Consider the following 18,439-nt stretch of genomic DNA (forward strand, 5'->3'; position numbering starts at 1 on the left):
CGAAGCACACATCAGAACAAGGACAATTTCATGTTACCAGTAAAGGCGTTTTTGCGCCCGATATTACCAGCATTATGGCTGGCACTCATAGCGAGTCCGGTATTCGCACAAGATCAAAGCGGCATAAGTCTTGAAGAAGCACTGCGCTTGGCAGGTGTGGAATCTCCCATAGTTGCCATTTCTCAGGCCGAAGTCGATGTTGCCAAAGGCAACGAGCGACAAGCTGGCATTGGTCCAAACCCCGAAGTCTCTTTGGAAGTCGAGAATGTTGCAGGAAGCGGTGCATTCTCAGGCCTCAGATCAAACGAGACCACGTTAATGCTTACCCAGCCAATTGAATTGGGCGGAAAAAAAGGCGCACGCCTGAGAGCCGCACAAGCACAATCAGGCTTAGCCGAGCTGGATGCTCAAATCATGCAGGCAGACTTGGCGCTCATGGTGCGTCAAAGATTTACAGATGCGGTTGCTGCACGAGAAAGGTTGTTGCTTGCACAAGATGTCTTGGAGCGCAACGCGGAGCTAGCGCGAATAGCAAATGAACTTGTGGATGCAGGACGGGAACCACCGCTTAGAGCCATAAGAGCAAAGGCAGGGCTAGGTGAGGCGCAAGCGAATCTGCGCGAAGCAGAAGCAAATGACCTGAAAGCAAGACTTGCCTTAGCCGAGCTTTGGGGAGCAGCGACACCGCCCGATGCCGTTGAGATAACATGGCTAGAACTTGAGAATATAGATAATCTGGGAAATGTTGCAGATACGCTTGCCCTTCAACGAGCAGGCGCAGAATTACAAGCCGCAGAAGCAGTAATCGAGCGTGAACGTGCAAATGCCGTTCCCGATCTAAATATAGGCGCAGGACTGAGGCGTTTCGAAGATACAAACGACACGGCTTTTACCATTGGTGCATCAATGGAAATCCCGCTCCGCAACCGAAATCAGGGGAGTATCGAAGCGGCGAACGCTGCGGCGCGCGCAACAGAAGGCCGTATGCTTCTCATAAGGCTCCAGCTTCAACGCGAACAAAATAGTCTGGTTGCCAGTATCAATGCAGCACAGACGCGTGTTGACACCCTTACTAATTCAACTTTGCCAAATGCCGAAGAAGCATTGGAACTTGCCCGTAAGGGTTATCGCTTCGGAAAATTCAATCTCATTGACGTGCTGGATGCGGCAGCGGCGCGTGATGACGCGCGCTCAAATCTTATCAAAGCAAAAGAGGAACTTGCGCAAGCAACTGCCTCTCTTGTCAGGCTCACCCAAAAACAAGGAGGTATAGCCTCATGAAAAACAAAATAATTCCCATCACTGCAATCCTGGCACTAGCAGCACTCATCCTTTGGGTTGCACTGCCAAATTCGGTTGCAGAGGAAGAACATGGTCACGCTGAGGAAACCGAAGCTGCGGGTGAAGACGAACACCTGACCATCACCAATGAACAGATGAAAGCATCTGGCATTAAGCTTCACAAAGTCACCTTGGGTGGCACAGCCGAAGTCATTGTCCCGGCTACGGTCGAAACTACGCCTACAGGTAGTGCAAAGCTCGATGCGCGCGCAGATGGCACAATCAGAAGCATTCGCAAAACGCACGGTGATAACGTAAAAACAGGCGAAACGGTTGCGGTTATTGAAAGCAGTCAGGCCGCGCAATATTCAGCAGATATAGCATCGGCTAAAGCTACGCTTTCTCAGACACAGGCCACCTATAATCGTGAAAAACGTCTCTATGATGCGAATGTGACAGCAAGGCAGGACTTGGAAGCCGCCCAAGCACAATTGAGCATTGCCCGAGCTGATCTAAATCGTGCGCAAAGCACGGCAAAGGCAGCAGGTGTAACAGGCAACGGAAACATGATTGCCGTTACCAGCCCGATTAGCGGGCGGGTTACTAGCACACCCGCAATCCTTGGTTCATATGTGATTGCCGGAACAGAGCTAATGCGAATTGTGAATCCATCGCGGATTCAGATTAAAGCAGCCCTGCCAGCCAAAGATGCGACGCGTATTGCGGTTGGAGACCGCGCGACAATAAGGCTGATAGATGAAGAGGAAATCGGCGCGACCGTGCGCTCGGTAACACCCTCGCTTGACCCCGAAAGCCGTTCAGCCATTGCGATCCTTGCTCCAGACCGTATTGTTCCCTCTCTCCAGCCAGACGCATTTGTCGAGGTTCGGATTTCATTGGGCGGAGAAAATGACCCCAATATCATCAGTATTCCCGAAGAAGCAGTGCAAACCATTGACGGCAAGCAGATTGTATTCGTCCGTCACCAGGAAAACTTCGAGCCTGTAGAGGTTGAAGTAGGATCACGTTCGGCGGGTAATCTTACCATTCTCTCTGGTCTAAAAAATGGTGATCTGGTTGCGTCCGAAAATGCTTTTTTACTGAAAGCCGATTTAGAGAAGTCGGAGGCCGAGCATGGACACTAATCCAAAACACGGGTTCATCGGCACCGTCCTCGATTATTCTGTCCGCTTTCGCTGGGCAGTCATAATCCTGACTGTCATTGTGGCAGGCATTGGCGCGTTCAACCTACTCAAACTTCCAATCGATGCAGTGCCTGACATTACCAATACGCAAGTGCAGATCAACACGGTTGTCCCTGCATTGTCTCCCGCACAAGTCGAGCAACAAATTACTTATCCTGTCGAAACGGGATTGGCTGGAATTGAAGGGCTGGAGATGACCCGTTCCATATCGCGGAACGGCTTTTCTCAGGTCACAGCCATCTTCAAAGAAGGCACCGACATCTATTTTGCGCGTAGCCAAGTCAATGAACGTCTTGCCCCCATTGCATCGTCTCTCCCAGATGGTGCGCAGCCTGTTATGGGGCCGATATCGACGGGGCTTGGAGAAGTCTTGATGTATCGCATCGGATTTGCCGATAAAGATAAGACGGTTGCACAAAATTCTTCAAGCGGTTGGCAGTCAGATGGAAGTTTTTTAACCGTCGAAGGTGAACGTCTGAATGATGAAGTGTCCCAAGCAGCCTATTTGCGTAGTTTGCAGGACTGGGTTTTAGCACCCCTCATGCGCTCCGCCCCAGGCGTTGCAGGAGTGGATTCGATTGGCGGGTTTGAGAAACAGTTTCTTGTTCAACCCGATCCAACTCGCCTGAATGCCTATGAGATTGGCTTTAACGAACTGGTTGAAGCTATTGAGAAAGCCAACCTTGCCGTAGGTGCGAATTTCTTTAATCGCGATGGAGAAGCATTGCTCGTTCGCGTTGATGCCCGTGTAGGCACGATTAGCGATATTCAAAACGCTATTGTAGCAAACCGCAACAATATTCCGGTGCGGGTATCAGACGTTGCTGATGTGCGCTTGGGCGGTGATCTAAGAACAGGTGCAGCCACTCTAAACGGTGAAGAGGCTGTTATTGGCACGGTGCTTATGCGCAGCGGTGAAAACAGCAGAACTGTTGCAGCAGAAGCTGCAAAACGATTTGAAGAGGTAAAATCGGTTTTACCAAGCGGCGTTGTCGCTGAAATTATCTACAATCGCTCCAGTCTTGTCGATGCAACAATTGCAACGGTGGAAAAAAACCTTGTCGAGGGTGCATTACTCGTCATCGTCATTCTGTTTTTGCTTTTGGGCAATATTCGCGCTGCACTCATCGCAGCCCTTGTCATTCCATTTTCGATGCTGATGGCAGCTATCGGCATGAACCGTCTTGGCGTTTCAGGTAATTTGATGAGCCTTGGCGCGCTCGACTTCGGTTTGATCGTGGATGGCGCAGTTATCATCGTTGAAAACTGCGTTGCACGTCTCTCAGCAAGGCAACATTCCGAAGGCAGATTGCTGACACTTGGCGAACGCTTGGCCGAAACCCGCATAGCAGCACAGGAGATGATTAAGCCGACAGTTTATGGCCAGGCAATTATTCTGCTTGTTTATGCACCGCTTCTCACATTTACAGGAGTAGAGGGCAAAACATTCTCTCCTATGGCAATCACAGTCATGCTCGCACTCGCATCCGCATTTGTCCTCTCTCTTACATTCGTTCCAGCAATGATTGCAGTGCTCTTAAAAGGTAAGATGTCGGAAAAAGAGGTTCGGGTAATTCGCGCCTCAAAGAAACGCTATGAGCCGCTTCTTGAAAAATCTATCGCTAGACCTTGGCCTGTGATCGGCGGAGGTGTTGCGATTTTTGTAGTTGCCGCCATGCTTTTCACAACTCTTGGCAGCGAATTTACGCCACAGCTTGATGAAGGCGATATTGCCGTTCAAAGTCTGCGGATTCCGTCAACTTCGCTTGAGCAATCGGCAAAGATGCAGCGGCAGGTAGAAAAAACTCTGACCGAATTCCCCCAAGTCAGAACTGTGTTCTCCAGAACAGGAACGGCGGAAGTAGCAAGCGATCCGATGCCAGCGAACATATCCGATGGTTATGTTATTTTGAAACCAAAGGACGAATGGCCCGATCCGTCTCTACCAAAGGTCGAGCTTGTCTCCGAAATGGAAGCGAAACTGGATAATCTGATTGGTAATCTCTATGAGTTTAGTCAGCCTATTCAGCTTCGTTTTAATGAACTCATTGCGGGGGTTCGCGGTGACATTGCCGTCAAAATATACGGAAGCGACATCGAAAGCATGACGGATACTGCAAATGATGTTGCAAAGGCCCTTCGTGAAATTGATGGTGCGGCAGATGTTAAAGTCCAGCAAACGTCAGGCTTTCCAACACTTGATGTTGAATTCAATCGGACCACAATTGGCCGCTACGGTCTCACCGTTGAAGACGTGGCTGGTACAGTTGCTATTGCGGTTGGCGGACGCCCTGCGGGACTGGTTTTCCAAGGCGATAAGCGTTTCGATATTGTAGTGCGCTTGTCAGACATCCAACGAAACGACTTAGACCAGATCGGCGCTCTTCCCATTAACACGCCCAGCGGTCAGACAGTGCCTCTTCGGGAACTGGCAACCTTTAGCGTCAAAGACGGTCTGGCAGAAGTCAGGCGTGAAAAAGGAAGTCGCTTGGTTATCGTATCTGCCAATGTACGCGGGCGCGATCTTGGAAGTTATGTTGAAGAGGCGCAAGACAAGGTTGAGCAGAATACGAGCCTGCCAGACGGCACTTATATCGAATGGGGCGGGCAGTTTGAAAATCTGCAAGCTGCAAAAACGCGGTTGAGCCTCATTGTTCCTCTATGCTTCTTGGTCATTCTTATTTTGCTCTATTTTGCGTTAGGAAGCTGGGTTTCGGCTCTGGCAGTATTCAGTGCAATTCCGATGGCGTTAGCAGGCGGAGTCTTTGCACTATGGCTCCGAGGTATTCCGTTCTCGGTATCGGCCGCAGTCGGTTTTATAGCCCTGTCCGGTGTTGCTGTCTTGAATGGACTGGTGATGATGACCGCCATTAGACAAAGGCTGGAAAGCGGAGTGCTGCTCGACAAAGCTATTGTCGAGGGCGCGCTCGCAAGGTTGCGTCCTGTACTAATGACAGCACTGGTTGCCTCAATGGGCTTTGTTCCAATGGCGATTGCCACAGGAACGGGTGCAGAGGTGCAACGTCCGCTTGCTACCGTTGTAATTGGCGGACTGATAACAGCAACCGCACTTACCCTGTTTGTCCTACCGTCAATTGCGAAGCTGGTGCTGCCTCGTGATGAACCAAGAGAAGGTTGGACACGTTGGTTTAGGCGACTTCGCAGGAATATGACCCGCGAGGAAAAAGCAAATCCTGATTTTCGATAAATCAGAACAGCGACAATTACCATATTGGTACATAAGTGAGGAGTGTGAATTAGTATGAGTTCAGGTCACGATCACGGCACACAAGAAATGAGTGATGCCCGCCTTGTATGGGCTGTAATAGTCAATGTTGCGCTCACAGTTGCTCAAATTATCGGCGGAATTTTTTCAGGTTCGCTATCGCTGATTGCTGATGCTCTTCATAATTTCAGCGATGCAGCCTCACTAGGCATTGCTCTTTTTGCCAGAAAATTGGGGAGGCGCGAGGCTGACCAATTGATGACGTTTGGCTATGCAAAAGCCGAGCTGGTAGCCGCACTCATAAACCTAACCAGCCTTCTTATTATAGGCTTTTATCTGCTTGTGGAGTCGTTCAATCGATTTATTGACCCACAGCCTATAGAGGGCTGGACAGTTATAATCGTAGCGGGGATCGCCTTAGTAATCGACATCGTCACAGCCGTGCTTGTTTATGCTGGCACAAAAAACAGCCTGAACATGAAGGCTGCTTTCCTGCATAACGTGTCCGATGCACTGGCTTCCATAGGCGTCATCATCGCGGGTGTTTTGATAATTTTGTATGATTTTTATGTCGCTGATTTGATTATCACGGTAATTATCGCTGGCTATGTCATCTATCAGGGCATTAATCTTATGCCCCAGACAATCAGATATTTAATGGACGCAGTACCCGAAGATATCGAGTTCGCCGAAATCAGAAGTTCAATTGAACTTAACAATGGAGTGGAAAGCTTACATCATATTCATATCTGGAGCATCAGTGAGCATCGAAGAGCTTTGGAGGCGCATATCGTTCCTAAAGTTGATAGTTTTGATAGCTTTGAGGCGATAAAGACCGAGTTGCGGGAAATGCTTAAAGAACGGTTTCATATCGAACATGCGACCTTTGAAGCCTGCGTTAGCGGAGAATGCGAATAAGACAGCCGGTTTATGTGTCATTTTTGGCGATACTTTTTTTGGCGGAACGCTTGCGCATCAATAGGTAAGCCGCAGGAATTACAAACATTGAGAGCAATGGCGCACTTAACATCCCGCCGACCATAGGGGCGGCAATGCGGAGCATGATTTCTGAGCCTGCACCTTCTCCAATGAGAATTGGAAATAGTCCCGCCAGTATGACGGCAACAGTCTCAAATTATCTGACGACGGACACTACCGCCAAGCCCCGTGCGTTCATACTCATAAATGAGCTTTTCGCGTATCTCTGGCGTAAGTTCGATTCTCTTTGTTTTTTCCGGATTTTCCACGATCCATAATACCAAAAATCATGGTTCTTCAAAGCCTTTATGGCGTGATGCACTTTGCTGTAGTTTGGCCATTACCCCCTTTTTCCTTCCGTTTGAGTAAGGACACGCGACTCTGGCAGGGGCAGGCTGTGTGTCAAATCTCTGCCCGCACCGGTGGCAAGCCACCCCGTGTTGAGATGTTCCGCTTGTCGCTGACACCAGCCTTTTGACCCCCGCCCAATCTGTCCGCGTTCTCAAACGAAAAAAGGAAAAGGAGGCAGGACATGACCACATTTTTTGCACAACCATATAGCATCGATGCCACAGGGTTTTATTTCGAGACCAGCTATGAGTTTCAGGAAAGCTCGCGCGCTAATCGCGACCGCTATGGAAACCAGGTAGAAGAATATGAAATCCAGTTTATCGACGGTGAGCGCATTGATGCTCATTTGGCAGAGGCACACGGGCTTTATCAATCCAACATTTCGGAGTTCATTGACTTCGTTGACATTGCATCAGATGAGGAGAAAATTCGCTTCATCATCGCAGTTCGCGAATGCGGCTATGATGCTTCCTGCAATATCGGTGAAATTGATATCGATATTTACGAGATGGACACGCTGAAAGAACTGGCCGAGCAATTCGTCGATGAAGGACTCTTCGGCGAAATTCCCACAAATCTTCGTAACTATCTCGACTATGATGCTATCGCTTATGACCTTGGAATGGATTATTCCGAGACCAGCATTGCGGGAACCAATTACGTTTACCGCAGCGGTTGAACTCTGGACACATCGCGTAAGCATTTAGGCGCAACCACAAAGCGGTTGCGCCTTTACCGTCTTGTCAGTTTCAATTATGATTAGTTTCAGCTTCAACGCTGGTAGCAGCCAGTTTCAAGCATCCAACTTAAATCCCCGCGGGCCGCGCAAACTCTACTATGGTGCGGCGTTTGGCTCATATTTGAATTGACAGGAATGTACCTTATATGGTACATATAGTATATGAATGATTTGAAACGCATTCGTGCAAGCTTTTTTGAAAATGAAAACGGCAATATGCCCGTTAGAGAATGGTTGCTCGAATTATCAGATCAAGACCGCAAGACTATTGGTGTGGATATTGCCACAGCCGAATTTGGATGGCCGATAGGAATGCCGCTTTGTCGCTCTATCAAGGGACGAAAGGGCATTTGGGAAATACGAAGTGATTTATCCGATAAGCGGATTGGGCGTGTATTTTTTTGTGTTGAGGGTGATGTGATGGTGCTGCTTCACGGCATTATCAAAAAGAGCCAGAAGACACCAACACGTGATCTGGATATCGCAGAAAAAAGAAAGAAAGGACTGACATCATGAGCGACATCGAAAAAGGGAAAATAGGTTCGTCTTTCGAAGAATTTCTGCACGAGCAAGACACCTACGCAGAAACCACCGAACTGGCGGTTAAGCGCGTCATTGCCTATCAGCTTGAGCAAAGCATGAAGGAGAAATCCATCACCAAGGTTGCGATGGCAAAAACCCTCAAAACCAGCCGGTCACAGCTTGACAGGCTGCTTGACCCGAAGAATGACGGAACAACCATCGGAACGCTTGCCCGCGCAGCCGAAGCCATTGGCATGACCTTGAGTGTGGAATTGCGCTAAGCCTTTTGAATGGTTGCTTGTACCGAATGCGAATATGCATTCCTACATTCCTATAAACCCATAAATGTGCGGCTGCCTGGCCGCTTTTTTTGCATCTGCTCTTTGCTAAACCCTTGTGGGATTGGTTGGATGAGCTGTTTCTAGGCCCAGACAATCTCCATTGAAACCAGCTTCATGTGCCACCTCTCGATGACCAAGCCAGAACGCGCTTTCAGATTTACAACAGCACTGCCCGCATAAACGTGTTGGCTGTTTCCCGCCTGCAATATTCTTGGCGGTGCAAATCTGTTGAACGGTTCCGGCCTCTTTTGGACATCGGCGGCAATCAAGCCGTCTTAACAAAGGAGAAAATCATGTCGAACGACAAAATCAAGAAACCAACCCATAATGTCCCAACTCATCATGTTTATGTGACCAAAGCAGGCGCAGATGACAAAACCTTCTGGTCACGCATCGGCGGTGCCTGGGAACATAAAGACGGCAAAGGATTATTCATTCGCCTCGATACGCTTCCCATCGACGGTCAAATCGTGATCCGCAAAGCAAAGCCTGCTGAAATGGCAGGTGCGGCATGAGCGATCAGATTACATACCACAGCTACGGTGCAAGCCATCCTTGGTATTATGTTCTTGGCGGGCCCGTTCTCTCGCCAAGAACAATTCTCGAAATGACCAGAGGCAGTCAATATCGCGGTTACAAGCGGGAATACATCCAAAAAGCCGACAACCGCGCCGAACCCATGCGTTCGGAGGAATTGCGGCAGCTACGCTCCGCAAGTCTCTTGGAGTTGAAGCGGGATATCTCAATCTATCGCAGATGTGTCCGCGAACTTTTGGCATTCCGAGAAACAGAATGCGAAGAACTCGACTGCAACGACGTTCATGTCAGTATGGGTTTGAAAGTTTCCCATCTGACAAATGATTTTGCACATTTGATATGGCTCGATGAGCTTTTGTCTGTACAAGCCGATCTGTTTGGTTAGGAGCAATCCGACATGACCATAAGAGCAGAAAACTCAATCATCGGGCTGTAATTGTCATTGGTCGGTTCACGTCTTTCCGTCTGCCAAGTGAAATCGGCATACATGATGCACCGTGACAGCCATTTGCTTGCATTGGGATGATCGGAGACGGGACGCCAAATCGTGTCGAGAAAGTCAGTGGGATCAAGAAAGCCCGCAGCAACCATTCTATCCAGCTTATCCCAGAGGCTTTGAGGTAATTTTACCGAGCGTATGAGGTTGTCTTTATCAACCAGCATTCTGGTTGCGAGTATTTGACTATCCAAGTTATCGAGAGTGATCGTTACCATTATTACCTTTGGCTGCGGGGTTGAATGTTTCCTTTAATCCACTTGGTCCTTTCGGAGAATTTCCGGAACTCGAACCGCGCGGCGTTCCAACTGTAACATTGCCATCGTCTCCATTCCCAGAACTTTTGCTTAAAGCACTGTTTGATCTATAGAAACTTAGTGCCCTTGATGCTCGGCCAATCTCGCCTTTCATCTCGAATGTGAGCTTGGGTTCAGGTTTCTGTGGTTTTAGTCTGCCGCTACTATTACTGTCCGTTCCTTTCCCATCATGCGACTTAACTGCATGATTGAAGGACGGGCTAACCGGAGGTGTCTTCTTGTCCATCGGGGATTCTCCCCTCTTGATTTGCGCCAATCGGCGACTTGCCTTTTATTTCTTAGAAGGCATAAAACGAGAAAATGTGGGCGATTGATAATATTTGGTACGGTCGAGTACCATCGGGCGTTCCCCATCCATGAGCACCAGCATTTTTTCATTCTTGCGAGAAAAGAAATGTGTGATTTCATCGGGATTCATAAGATTGCCGATAGTGAGCTGAGTGTTTGTGGTTGTGCCGTGAGTTTCATTTTGCGTTTCTCCGCTGCCAATTTCGGTTTCCTGCCACCGACCAAGCTCGGCTCTAACTCGTGATCCTCCAAAATCTGCACCTGCGGGTGCGCCCTTGTTCTTTGCAGCACCAATGGCGACACTGGCAGATTCGGTCACAATCTGACGCTCAATCTCGACTTTGCCGAGTGCTTTGGACAGATATTCAGCCGTAGTGTTATCAGCGATACCAAATGCTGTAAGCGTTCCGGCATTGCCTATGAGTGTTTCCCATCCATCTTTATAATGACGTTTCAACTGCCCCAAGCTCTGAAGTATCATCCAAAGCTTCAGCCCATATCCCGCCATCAAACCAGCGGCTTCCTCTATCCTTCCTAGATGACCAAGCGTTGCCATTTCATCTAGAACAAACAGTGTTTTGGGATCATCGTGCTTTGCTATTCCCATGCTTTCAAACTGGTTGAGCGTGAACCCCAGAATTGTCCGAAGCCAGCGCGAATGACTGCCAAGAAAGCGCGTTGGTAAACACAGATACACGCTACTCGGCTTTTCGCGCAAAGTGCGGATATCAAACGTGGAATGAGAGAGCGAATCTCCAATACTGTCACCTTCCAGAAATTCCGTTTGATGACGGGCAGTTGATAAAATGCTTCCGCGTTCCTTAGATGGGATTTCGGTAAATGCGCGGGCGCGAGAGGCAACAACACCTCCCAAAGCATCATTTTCCATCATTTCCATGAAAAGAGCATCAAAAGGATAGGGAGGTTGCTTGCTCTGGGCTGCTTCCAGAGCTTTTTCTGCCGTTTCAATTTCAGCCCCGTCAGCACTCCCACTATCCAATAATTCGGCTAAAGATTCCTGACATGCCTCGATTTCCAGTTGGATGAGTTCGCTTTGTCTTTCGACATAATACTCGCTTCCGTCCATCAATAGTTTGCGAACGGTAAGCAGGTTGCGAGCTAGCTTTCTATTCTTCATTTTCATCTCCTGTAGCAGGGCGATAATTATCGCTGGTCATAATATGCATGATGATTGTCGCGATGAGATTGCGTGCGCTGTCGTTCCAGTAGGGATCGGATGATTGTTCCGACGTTTTGACAATGGAGGTTGCAAGCGCACTGGCTTCATAAATTAGGAGATCGTTTTCGGGCATCCAGTCCAGCGGATTGAACGATGCGCGATATTCCTCTGGTACATCGGCAACCTTGAAGGGGTCGAGCACGAACACATCCTGACCCAGCCCATCTACGGTTTCATCGCCGCGACCTCTGCGAATAGCCGTAAGCGTTGCGTTTTCGCCTTTGGGATCAAGGACGAATATCGAACCCGCATAGCAAAGAAGATTGGGGATGATGAGTGACACGCCCTTGCCCGAGCGTGTTTTGGCGATGGTGATGACATGACTATCATCATCAAAGCCGACGAACTGAACGTCATCGGCAAGTCCCAGCCCGATTTCGCCCGAGGATATTTCACCAAGGAATAGACCCGTTGAAGTATCGTAGGGATGACATTCGATTTCTTGCGCCGTCGCCCACCGAGCGGTTGCAAGAGACACTTCGGACGGCACGGCATTGAGACCGCGTTCGAAGCTGGCAATTGTATCTTTATCCATGATTTTCTCCCAATTCCGCTTTCAGGCAGTCGGTTACAGGCCGAATGCCTTCCTTGCGTACTTGTCCCTCCAGAAAAACTTCATCCTGATATTGATCGCCCCAATTCGTGATGCTTTCGCTTCCAAAGATATTGCCGATCAGGCTGGAGCCCCCACCAACAACGCTTGCGATGGTGCGGTCGAGTTCGGTCACGCCATCGGCATTCTGGATCATTGATGCATAAACCTGTTGGCAGGTGTTGCTGACGGACTCGTTTTTCTTCAAATCTGCGTCGCGACCGACCAGTACAGGCGTTAAAGCCTGTTGATGCTCAAGCTCGATTTGCTTGGACTTTTCTTCATAATCTAGCTCAGCCTGTTTCGCACCGATCACGGCAGCATAAGCTTCGCGTTGCTTATTGCGCGCTTCCTGTTCCGAAATGGCGGTTTTGAATTGCACATAAGGTGCTGCGAGCTTTTTTGTGAGAGATGTCTGCTCCGTGCCATCTTCTGAGTTCATCGCCAAAATCAGCACGAACGCGATATAAACCAGAAACAGAATAGCGAGTTTGGAGTATATGAGGCCGATGATAAATTGAGCGATCTTTACTGGCTTTGATGCGGGCGCGGTAGTTACAGGCTGGGCGTTGCGCTTGCTGGGAAGCACCAATCCTGATGAAGATTTTTTGGCTGCATTCTCGACCGCGTTTTCATCTGCAAATGGGCGAAGAATCATAATCCATTCCTTTCCTGAAATTTGTCGCCGCATTGGTTGGCGACATTGTTGAGGCTAAGCCCGTGCCGAACCCAGACCGACATGCTCTGCCAAGTCGGGGTCGATTCAATGCGTGAAAACGGGCAAAACCCCCAACTGGATGTTTTCTCCATCCAGTATTGTTGACGATCTTGAAAACGCGCCGGTTGCATCGCATCTTCGGAAGCAGGGCGCATGACCAGCAAAAGCGGGACGTTATCGACACCGGCCTTTTGCCAATCGGGTTTTGAGGCGCGGGACGCTTCAATCAGATCCGACACCACAATTATAAGTTTCTGCGCGTCCGCGTTGCCCGTCATTTGGGATTGAGCCAGATAAAGTGCGCCCTCAATATCAGTGCCGTTGGCTCGATGATCGATTTGGGAGATGAGCATATCCGGGCAATCCTTTGATAAGTACCGCTTGAGGAAAGCAGGTTTCGTAATGACACGTGGGGGAATAAGATTGCCGTCTTTACCTATGCGCCGCTCTTCCGTGTCCGCCCGCAAGCTGGATGTGTAGGTCACGATACATCTGGTATGTTCGCCAAAACTGGCACGAGTTATGACATAGTAGCGAATTTCCACTGGCTGGATTGTCGATGCGACGGCATCATTCAATCCCAGCCCAACAGTCTCCAGCATCTCTTCTAAAGGCACATCCTCATCGAACGTGCCGAGCCATGACCCAGAAGTATCAACGATGACGGAAATGACGGTACGCGGAGCCTTGTCATCCAGATTGCCAAGCACCGAATTATCGGAGCAACCCGCAAGGATTAGGATGATTGCAGCACATAATAGGCGAAAGCGTTTCATGAGCGCAGCCCCCTGATATCTTGAATGAGGTTCACCCAGAATTTCCACGGCAGTGCGAGCAAGAAGAATATTGCTTCAAACAGTATGACACCAAGCGCAAAGAGCCAGCGGATGAGATACCGAAGCCCCGTGAATACCGCCTTGGCTGAGAATAACAGGAAGGTGCCGATGGAGGCGGCAACGAAGTTCACGCACTCGATGACATATTGAGCGTGGGAGCCGCACAACATGAATACCCATACCTGGATAAACAGTGCCGCCGTCAAAGCGACACTGCCTGTAAAGCCGCTCAAAAATCCGTCAGGCCGATTAAGGGCAATGACGAAAATTGCCAAAGTCATCAGAAAAAGCGTCGGCTTTCCCAGCTTTGACAAATCATAGCTTTGCGGCGACTTTCCATTGATAGACGCAATAGGATTTACAATAGGTCTGAAAATAGTCGCGCCCAACGCGAACGGAGAAACCGCCATTGCGAGTGCCAGTGAACGCAGCAGCGTTTGATTGTCGGTCTCAAGTCCCGAAAGGAGCATTTTGCAGAGCAGGTAGGCTGCAAAGAGCATAACCCCCGCGATGATCGGAATAACAGGGGCCGCTCTCATTCGTCCATCATTGACGGAAGCGTGGCTCTCCAGAACATCGTTCCAGTCGCGGCTCGCGATTTTATTTACTCCGCGCAGGAAATCGGCGCGATTGGACTCGAGCCTTTTGGCAATATCAACGCTCTGTTGTAGCGTTGTGTTAAGTTTGGAATGGGCGTCATCAAGTGATAGGCTGACACTCGTTGCCGCATCTTTGATATGATCTAGGTTGGAGGCGAGATGTGCGGTGAAGCGTTCGCCATCGCGCCAACGACGCGCCATAGCCTTGCGAGAGCTTACATCTTTTGCGGCATCGGTTTTCTGGAAATAATTATGCGTGATAAGCGCGATCAATATCCCCAAAATAAAACCGAACGTGCCGGTGCTGATAATTCCCATCAAAGTCGGAACGGCTTGTGCGTAAGGATCATCGCTCACTCGCTCGAAAACGACAATGCCGGCGTTCTCGAAAAGGGATGTCACGAGACCGCTTCGGATTGCGAAGAATGCCTCTGCGAGGCATCCCGCTAGAACGATCAATATGGCCAAAAATTTCGTGAACAGATTTTTGGCGGAATATAGGAATGCACCGCCGCCCACTTCAAAACCTGCCACGGCTATTGCAGCCAGCCCATAGTGATACAGTGTGGAGTTTAGAAAATTTCCGTCTGTGAGCGCGGCAACCGCAAATGCGAAATTAAACGGTATGGCGAAAACGAAAAAGACGCGGGCGATAAATGCCGCCCGTTTGGTCTTCTTTTCTTCGGCAAAGGTTTCCGGCGCGGTCAATGACACGCCGAATTTACTCAAATCGGCAATAGCCTTTTCAACGCCCACTTTGGCTTTCTCGATTTTGCGAATATCGGGGTTAGTTCGGATTTTGGAATTGAGCACCCGCACAGCGGCAGCCCATATGCGCGCTGAATCTAAAACCCATTTCTTCATAGATAAAAGTTCGGAGCGAATATTATAGCTGGCTGGGTAGCATCCCAGCATCGCTACCCAGCTTACTTTGATACGATCAAGAGCAGCATTCCAGATGCTCTCGATCTCGTTTTGAAAACTCTCGACGCTCCAACTGGACAACTGTTTATTCAGCCTTGCGCTTAAAGTGCCTTTTGCGAGCCGCTGATACCGCGAATGTGCTGGCCCGAAAAAGCATCCTATCAATGTTAGCAACGCAAGTCCCGCCAGTGCCTGAATTAGAATATTGGTAATCATGACGCGATCCTCTCCAATTGATCGTTGGCTGCGCACAGCGAGCAGCGCGAGTTTCGTAAACAGCTAAAGGTGGCAATCTGATTTTGCGGGGAGTTAAGTGCCGTGATTTTGAAAGCGGCATCGAAAAGCATCAGGCGCGTTAGAATACGTGCCGATGATCTGCGCTGCGGCATTTGATCGGCAAAGCGTTTGATGTCGGAGTTCCAGCTAAACGCCTGATCACAGTAATAGGAGCGATCTATGGTCTCATCGCCAACGATCAGTTCGTTGCCACGACCATCGACAATTATTCCGCCATCTTCCAAAAACCCATAGATGGTGTCCGCCAACCAGTCGGTTGTTTTGGGACGCGATAGGCCAAGCTGTTTGATACGCTTGGCGAGGTTCTGTTTATACCTGCGCGAAAGAAGGGCTTCTGCCTTCCCAACGCAAATGACTAAGTTCTGCCCTTCCATTTTCGTTCTCCATTGGACTTGAGGAGAACGTGCACGTTCAAATTTTCGAATGAGGGATCAGCTCATGTCGGAGCGGGACAATGCGTCCGTTTCAAGTGCATTTTGTCTGATTCGGGGCGGGTGAGTAAAGGTGAGCAGCCAGGTGATTTTGGCTGTTTTGCAGTATTTTTGAAGGTGATTTGGGAGGTGAGTAAGTGAGTTTGCATAATAAGTATCAAGTATGATACACTATATCATTATTTTGCAAAGTGAGGAGAGATGAAAAAATATACAGTCATAATTGACGAAGAAACAAATGAAATACCTCGTTACTCGCATGAAGATAGACCCCTTGACCACGAAGATTGGTATGGAGAAGGCTTTCCACGCGAGACTTGGTATAACGAAGATGGAAAAATCGACAGGGAATATGGCCCTGCGAGAACTGTCTATCATGAAGACGACCCGAACATTATAATCAAGCAGGAGTGGATTAGAGACGGACTCCGCTACCGCGAAGATGGACCTGCTGTGGTATTAGCCTTTACAGATGGAAAGGTCATTAAAGAGAAATATTATCAAGACGGGGTTCTGCACCGCGATGATGCCCCCGCTGTCGAAGAGCGATGCCCAGCAACTGGCATTGTTGTTCACGAAGCATGGTATCAACATGGCAAACTTCATCGAGTGGGAGGGCCTGCTGATAGTCGTCGTGAATCAGATACCGGCGTCTTAAGTTACGAATTATGGGCGATAGAAGGACAAAACCATCGTCTTGATGGGCCAGCTTATACGGAAAGGCGCGAGTCAACGGGCGAGATCGCCGCGATGGAATATTACAGATACGGTGTTGAAGTGAAAAACGATCATACTCCACCAGTGCCAGCTTTATAATTTCTCATTGCGATTTTGTCATAAAACCGACAAAATCGCAGGATGAATTATGAAAACTATTATCAAGATAAAGAACTCATCAGCAGGCATAAACGCCGACCTGAGATAATGTTTGCCTTGGCCGAGGCTGTGAAAGAGTGTCGTGACCTGGATGGGCTCAGCAACAGAGAATTATATCAAGACGCATATCCTTTTTCTTTAGAGTGCAAACAAGATTTTCCCCTACGTCTCAAAGCTGGAAAAGATTTTATAAATAGCCAGATTACCTATACCAAAGACAATAGGATCACAAAATCTGTTCCGGTTTTTTTGGCGTGGCTTTGGTATCGTCATGAAGAGCGTGCAAAAGCACTATATGATGAATTTGGTTTCGATCATCACCCATATCAGGGTGAGCCTGATTTGAATGATTGTCCAATGCACGTTGTTAATTCGTTTCAGCCCAGAACACAGCCGAGTGGAGCTGATAGTGATTCACTATCAGAAGAAACAACGGATCAGAAAGAACAAATGCCTTCATTAGTTACCGGCGTTCCCGACCAAACAGCCGATACGGGGACAACAACTGAGAAATCGGTATTCTGGCGTATCTTCGCCTCGTCGGAATTTATGGCAAGCTTTGCAATATCTGGAGCGTTAGTTGTCGCTGCCTATTGGATTGGCATGATACCGGTTTGAAGCCTCATTCCTCTCCCTCAATTGCAAATAGATCGAATGATGCAAAAGGACGCTCAGGTGCGTTGCTTTTCACTAATACGCCATTGAACCTGAGATAACGGGCATCACCTTTGGAATTAGTGATACGCAAATAGCTCCCCTTTGAAACAATGACGGGTTGGCCCATTCGGGACGTGCGGAAAATAACCGAGTTATTGCGATCAGCAATTTGCTCGACAATGAGATATATGCCTTTGCCGACCCCGAAGCCTTTTACAAACTGCGTCTCGGTATTATAATCGACACCTGGATGAACCTCATAACCCACTATCTTCTTGCCCGCATCTTGCGGCTGCACGCCGCCAATGAGCAGTAAGGGTGCGTTGCTATATTGCGCTGATTGCATTTCACTAGGATCAATCCGCAGTCGTGCGGTTTCTTGCTCTAGTTTCATCTGTGCGTCTGTTTTCTGGGGCGGAGGCGGCTCAAATGAAATTTGAGGAGTTGATTTTACAACCTTGGGCTCAGCTCTGGCTTTCGGAGGAGAGCTAGGCGTGTCTTGCCGTGCAAGCTTGCGCCTTAAGTCATCGTTTTCCTGCTTGAGATTGGCATCTGCAACAGTGGCGGGAGGCTCAGGCGCGCTCCCTTTATCCTCTACAGCGTTTGGTTGTTTCGCATCTAAGGTAGTTTCTGAATCCTCTGCTTGAGGTTCAGAAAGAGGCAATTCTTTCGGGCCAGTTTCAGCAACAGGCACTGTCTCCGTTGTCCCTGATGCATCGTCAGACAATGACGTGAAAGCCCAAACACCTGCGAAAGCACAAATCGTTCCTGATAAAACTCCAGTCGTTATTCGTAGTGTTCTCAATTGACATTGCCCCAAAAAAGAATGGTGCGGCGACCCCTGATTATTATCGCCACAATCCTTATAGTTATAATTTGAGTGTTATTTGACAGAATGCAAGATGTGTTTTGTAGGACAAAACTATCTTGGCAAAGGAGACGCTGGCACTCTCCTGTTGCATACCTCTCGCCATTTCGGCGCAATTCA

General features: G+C 48.8%; 20 protein-coding genes and 1 pseudogene. 11 read left to right on the forward strand and 10 right to left on the reverse strand.

Translation table 11 applies throughout. The features are described from left to right. Positions 1–30 precede the first annotated feature (30 nt). From LPB140_RS10420 to LPB140_RS10435, 4 genes are read left to right on the forward strand one after another with little or no spacing between them, the layout of a single operon-like run. Positions 31–1,281 carry a TolC family protein gene (locus LPB140_RS10420; protein ID WP_072559772.1) on the forward strand — a complete coding sequence of 417 codons (1,251 nt, stop codon included), beginning with the start codon at positions 31–33 and terminating at the stop codon, positions 1,279–1,281. Then, positions 1,278–2,426: an efflux RND transporter periplasmic adaptor subunit gene (locus tag LPB140_RS10425; RefSeq protein ID WP_072559773.1), complete on the forward strand. Its 1,149-nt coding sequence runs from the start codon at positions 1,278–1,280 to the stop codon at positions 2,424–2,426. Before LPB140_RS10420 ends, LPB140_RS10425 begins: the two co-directional genes overlap by 4 nt. Next, positions 2,416–5,694: an efflux RND transporter permease subunit gene (locus LPB140_RS10430; RefSeq protein ID WP_072559774.1), complete on the forward strand. Its 3,279-nt coding sequence runs from the start codon at positions 2,416–2,418 to the stop codon at positions 5,692–5,694. Before LPB140_RS10425 ends, LPB140_RS10430 begins: the two co-directional genes overlap by 11 nt. Positions 5,695–5,748: 54 nt before the next feature. Then, complete coding sequence (locus LPB140_RS10435; RefSeq protein WP_072559775.1) at positions 5,749–6,630, forward strand: cation diffusion facilitator family transporter; 882 nt, start codon at positions 5,749–5,751, stop codon at positions 6,628–6,630. A 10-nt stretch (positions 6,631–6,640) separates the two neighbouring features. Here LPB140_RS10435 and LPB140_RS10440 read toward each other — a convergent pair. Further along, positions 6,641–6,841 (reverse strand): annotated as a pseudogene (locus tag LPB140_RS10440) (efflux RND transporter permease subunit); the annotation flags it as partial. Between the two features lie 381 nt (positions 6,842–7,222). Between LPB140_RS10440 and LPB140_RS10445 the strand changes: the two are divergent. The 5 genes from LPB140_RS10445 (at position 7,223) to LPB140_RS10465 (ending at position 9,565) form a co-directional block, all read left to right on the forward strand. Beyond that, a complete protein-coding gene (locus LPB140_RS10445) occupies positions 7,223–7,720 on the forward strand; it encodes an antirestriction protein ArdA (RefSeq protein WP_072559776.1) in 498 nt (165 codons plus the stop codon). Between the two features lie 222 nt (positions 7,721–7,942). Further along, a complete protein-coding gene (locus LPB140_RS10450; RefSeq protein WP_072559777.1) occupies positions 7,943–8,296 on the forward strand; it encodes a type II toxin-antitoxin system RelE/ParE family toxin in 354 nt (117 codons plus the stop codon). Further along, on the forward strand, positions 8,293–8,583 hold the full coding sequence (locus LPB140_RS10455; protein WP_072559778.1) for a helix-turn-helix domain-containing protein: 291 nt from the start codon (positions 8,293–8,295) through the stop codon (positions 8,581–8,583). The genes LPB140_RS10450 and LPB140_RS10455 overlap by 4 nt, the downstream gene beginning before the upstream one ends. 353 nt (positions 8,584–8,936) lie before the next feature. Then, the gene (locus LPB140_RS10460; protein WP_072560871.1) at positions 8,937–9,158 is read left to right on the forward strand and encodes a hypothetical protein; all 222 of its coding nucleotides are present in this window, start codon (positions 8,937–8,939) and stop codon (positions 9,156–9,158) included. After that, positions 9,155–9,565: a hypothetical protein gene (locus tag LPB140_RS10465; RefSeq protein ID WP_072559779.1), complete on the forward strand. Its 411-nt coding sequence runs from the start codon at positions 9,155–9,157 to the stop codon at positions 9,563–9,565. The genes LPB140_RS10460 and LPB140_RS10465 overlap by 4 nt, the downstream gene beginning before the upstream one ends. On the opposite strand, the gene LPB140_RS10470 is transcribed toward LPB140_RS10465, so the two are convergent. The 8 genes from LPB140_RS10470 to LPB140_RS10505 are packed head-to-tail and all read right to left on the reverse strand — an operon-like array spanning position 9,562 to position 15,861. Continuing rightward, the gene (locus LPB140_RS10470) at positions 9,562–9,843 is read right to left on the reverse strand and encodes a hypothetical protein (protein ID WP_198024115.1); all 282 of its coding nucleotides are present in this window, start codon (positions 9,841–9,843) and stop codon (positions 9,562–9,564) included. The genes LPB140_RS10465 and LPB140_RS10470 overlap by 4 nt on opposite strands. A 28-nt stretch (positions 9,844–9,871) precedes the next feature. Further along, positions 9,872–10,219: a hypothetical protein gene (locus LPB140_RS10475; protein ID WP_072559781.1), complete on the reverse strand. Its 348-nt coding sequence runs from the start codon at positions 10,217–10,219 to the stop codon at positions 9,872–9,874. Positions 10,220–10,264: 45 nt separating this feature from the next. Then, positions 10,265–11,419 (reverse strand): type IV secretory system conjugative DNA transfer family protein, encoded by a 1,155-nt coding sequence (locus LPB140_RS10480; protein ID WP_072559782.1) that lies wholly within the window; start codon positions 11,417–11,419, stop codon positions 10,265–10,267. Continuing rightward, positions 11,409–12,056: a type IV secretory system conjugative DNA transfer family protein gene (locus tag LPB140_RS10485; RefSeq protein ID WP_072559783.1), complete on the reverse strand. Its 648-nt coding sequence runs from the start codon at positions 12,054–12,056 to the stop codon at positions 11,409–11,411. The genes LPB140_RS10480 and LPB140_RS10485 overlap by 11 nt, the downstream gene beginning before the upstream one ends. Continuing rightward, on the reverse strand, positions 12,049–12,771 hold the full coding sequence (locus LPB140_RS10490; protein ID WP_072559784.1) for a hypothetical protein: 723 nt from the start codon (positions 12,769–12,771) through the stop codon (positions 12,049–12,051). Before LPB140_RS10490 ends, LPB140_RS10485 begins: the two co-directional genes overlap by 8 nt. Then, positions 12,768–13,607 (reverse strand): hypothetical protein, encoded by an 840-nt coding sequence (locus LPB140_RS10495; protein ID WP_072559785.1) that lies wholly within the window; start codon positions 13,605–13,607, stop codon positions 12,768–12,770. Before LPB140_RS10495 ends, LPB140_RS10490 begins: the two co-directional genes overlap by 4 nt. Continuing rightward, positions 13,604–15,406: a hypothetical protein gene (locus tag LPB140_RS10500; protein ID WP_072559786.1), complete on the reverse strand. Its 1,803-nt coding sequence runs from the start codon at positions 15,404–15,406 to the stop codon at positions 13,604–13,606. The genes LPB140_RS10495 and LPB140_RS10500 overlap by 4 nt, the downstream gene beginning before the upstream one ends. Beyond that, positions 15,403–15,861 (reverse strand): hypothetical protein, encoded by a 459-nt coding sequence (locus LPB140_RS10505; RefSeq protein WP_072559787.1) that lies wholly within the window; start codon positions 15,859–15,861, stop codon positions 15,403–15,405. Before LPB140_RS10505 ends, LPB140_RS10500 begins: the two co-directional genes overlap by 4 nt. Positions 15,862–16,119: 258 nt before the next feature. Here LPB140_RS10505 and LPB140_RS10510 point away from each other — a divergent pair, with 258 nt between their 5' ends. Continuing rightward, a complete protein-coding gene (locus tag LPB140_RS10510; RefSeq protein ID WP_072559788.1) occupies positions 16,120–16,734 on the forward strand; it encodes a hypothetical protein in 615 nt (204 codons plus the stop codon). 42 nt (positions 16,735–16,776) lie between these two features. Next, entirely contained in the window at positions 16,777–17,412 is a 636-nt protein-coding gene (locus tag LPB140_RS10515; protein ID WP_072559789.1) for a hypothetical protein, read from the forward strand. Positions 17,413–17,416: 4 nt separating this feature from the next. Here the strand turns inward: LPB140_RS10515 and LPB140_RS10520 are convergent, their stop codons facing one another. Next, positions 17,417–18,178, reverse strand: coding sequence for a hypothetical protein (locus tag LPB140_RS10520; protein ID WP_156874191.1), 762 nt, complete (start codon positions 18,176–18,178; stop codon positions 17,417–17,419). Positions 18,179–18,439 lie beyond the last annotated feature (261 nt).

It is taken from the genome of Sphingorhabdus lutea, from assembly GCF_001889025.1.
Taxonomy (GTDB): Bacteria; Pseudomonadota; Alphaproteobacteria; order Sphingomonadales; family Sphingomonadaceae; genus Sphingorhabdus_B; species Sphingorhabdus_B lutea.

What these genes read in the sequence shown, in the direction of transcription:
- LPB140_RS10465 (WP_072559779.1), top strand. Translation starts at nt 9,155, where the DNA reads ATGAGCGATCAGATTACATACCACAGCTACGGTGCAAGCCATCCTTGG.
- LPB140_RS10495 (WP_072559785.1), bottom strand. Translation starts at nt 13,607, where the DNA reads ATGAAACGCTTTCGCCTATTATGTGCTGCAATCATCCTAATCCTTGCG.
- LPB140_RS10505 (WP_072559787.1), bottom strand. Translation starts at nt 15,861, where the DNA reads ATGGAAGGGCAGAACTTAGTCATTTGCGTTGGGAAGGCAGAAGCCCTT.
- LPB140_RS10450 (WP_072559777.1), top strand. Translation starts at nt 7,943, where the DNA reads ATGAATGATTTGAAACGCATTCGTGCAAGCTTTTTTGAAAATGAAAAC.
- LPB140_RS10430 (WP_072559774.1), top strand. Translation starts at nt 2,416, where the DNA reads ATGGACACTAATCCAAAACACGGGTTCATCGGCACCGTCCTCGATTAT.
- LPB140_RS10460 (WP_072560871.1), top strand. Translation starts at nt 8,937, where the DNA reads ATGTCGAACGACAAAATCAAGAAACCAACCCATAATGTCCCAACTCAT.
- LPB140_RS10455 (WP_072559778.1), top strand. Translation starts at nt 8,293, where the DNA reads ATGAGCGACATCGAAAAAGGGAAAATAGGTTCGTCTTTCGAAGAATTT.
- LPB140_RS10485 (WP_072559783.1), bottom strand. Translation starts at nt 12,056, where the DNA reads ATGGATAAAGATACAATTGCCAGCTTCGAACGCGGTCTCAATGCCGTG.
- LPB140_RS10435 (WP_072559775.1), top strand. Translation starts at nt 5,749, where the DNA reads ATGAGTTCAGGTCACGATCACGGCACACAAGAAATGAGTGATGCCCGC.
- LPB140_RS10420 (WP_072559772.1), top strand. Translation starts at nt 31, where the DNA reads ATGTTACCAGTAAAGGCGTTTTTGCGCCCGATATTACCAGCATTATGG.
- LPB140_RS10490 (WP_072559784.1), bottom strand. Translation starts at nt 12,771, where the DNA reads ATGATTCTTCGCCCATTTGCAGATGAAAACGCGGTCGAGAATGCAGCC.
- LPB140_RS10445 (WP_072559776.1), top strand. Translation starts at nt 7,223, where the DNA reads ATGACCACATTTTTTGCACAACCATATAGCATCGATGCCACAGGGTTT.
- LPB140_RS10515 (WP_072559789.1), top strand. Translation starts at nt 16,777, where the DNA reads ATGAATTATGAAAACTATTATCAAGATAAAGAACTCATCAGCAGGCAT.
- LPB140_RS10475 (WP_072559781.1), bottom strand. Translation starts at nt 10,219, where the DNA reads ATGGACAAGAAGACACCTCCGGTTAGCCCGTCCTTCAATCATGCAGTT.
- LPB140_RS10470 (WP_198024115.1), bottom strand. Translation starts at nt 9,843, where the DNA reads ATGCTGGTTGATAAAGACAACCTCATACGCTCGGTAAAATTACCTCAA.
- LPB140_RS10480 (WP_072559782.1), bottom strand. Translation starts at nt 11,419, where the DNA reads ATGAAGAATAGAAAGCTAGCTCGCAACCTGCTTACCGTTCGCAAACTA.
- LPB140_RS10500 (WP_072559786.1), bottom strand. Translation starts at nt 15,406, where the DNA reads ATGATTACCAATATTCTAATTCAGGCACTGGCGGGACTTGCGTTGCTA.
- LPB140_RS10425 (WP_072559773.1), top strand. Translation starts at nt 1,278, where the DNA reads ATGAAAAACAAAATAATTCCCATCACTGCAATCCTGGCACTAGCAGCA.
- LPB140_RS10510 (WP_072559788.1), top strand. Translation starts at nt 16,120, where the DNA reads ATGAAAAAATATACAGTCATAATTGACGAAGAAACAAATGAAATACCT.